General features: G+C 27.0%; 2 protein-coding genes. One reads left to right on the top strand and one right to left on the bottom strand.

What is annotated here, in order from left to right; translation table 11 throughout:
- Nucleotides 1-102 precede the first annotated feature (102 nt).
- A complete protein-coding gene (locus HMPREF2663_RS09740; protein ID WP_002490755.1) occupies nt 103-360 on the bottom strand; it encodes a hypothetical protein in 258 nt (85 codons plus the stop codon).
- Between the two features lie 101 nt (nt 361-461).
- Between HMPREF2663_RS09740 and HMPREF2663_RS09735 the strand changes: the two genes are divergently transcribed.
- On the top strand, nt 462-824 hold the full coding sequence (locus HMPREF2663_RS09735) for a DUF1310 family protein (RefSeq protein WP_070846348.1): 363 nt from the start codon (nt 462-464) through the stop codon (nt 822-824).
- Nucleotides 825-882 lie beyond the last annotated feature (58 nt).

Below are 882 nucleotides of genomic sequence, written 5' to 3'. Positions count from 1 at the left end.
TCTTTTTGTTTGTCATTCTTCATTTTTAAATAGACGCCTCCTATAATTAATACTATACTAATTAATACAATGAATATTAAAATTATTTTTTTATTCAAACAATCATTCCTTTGAAGTGAAATAACATACAATCTTCATACTAAGAGGGCCTGTACCAGCGTAACCCATCACAATATTATTCGTGTCTGGCTTTCCATTAACAACTGGTGCAAATGCATAAGATCTTAAACCATTTTGGGTATCATCTCGTTTTTCCATAATTTCAAAAGTCTTACCATCATGTTTTACTGTATCTCCAATTTCATAATTTTCATAACTTTCTTCTGACAGGTTTCTAAAGTCTTGATCAGTATGTACCATAATTTGCTCCTTACTATTTTTGAAAAGAGGGTACTTGTATGAATAAAAAAATTGTATTCCTATTTGTATGTATAATAACATTAATCTTAGGGGGATTGTATATGTATAATAAAAACACAGAAAAACACTATATTGATACTCAAAAAAAAAGGATAGATCTTTTTTTTCAAAATAATTTAAGTAATTACGAAAATTCTTCAATTGATTCAATACAAAAAACTCCAATGGGAAGCATTGAATTAAAAGGACACATCAATAATAAAAAAAATTTATATTTTAACGTAAAGCTAAATAAAGAAACAAATTATCAATTTAATGGAGATTTAGGCCAGTCTAAGGATTTGACTGAAAAATATATAAAAACCTTTTCTGATAAACAGAAAACTCCTTCCGAATTAATTAAAGAGAAAAAACTTAATAAAAAAGACTACGAAGCAGATCCACCTCTAATTTTGGGGTTTTAACATCAGAAAAGCACTAACTACTCAAGCTAATGAATAGTTAGTGCTTTTAAATTTCATT

It is taken from the genome of Staphylococcus sp. HMSC077D08, from assembly GCF_001837945.1.
Classification (GTDB): Bacteria; Bacillota; Bacilli; order Staphylococcales; family Staphylococcaceae; genus Staphylococcus; species Staphylococcus epidermidis.
This window is presented reverse-complemented; position numbering and strand designations above follow the sequence as displayed.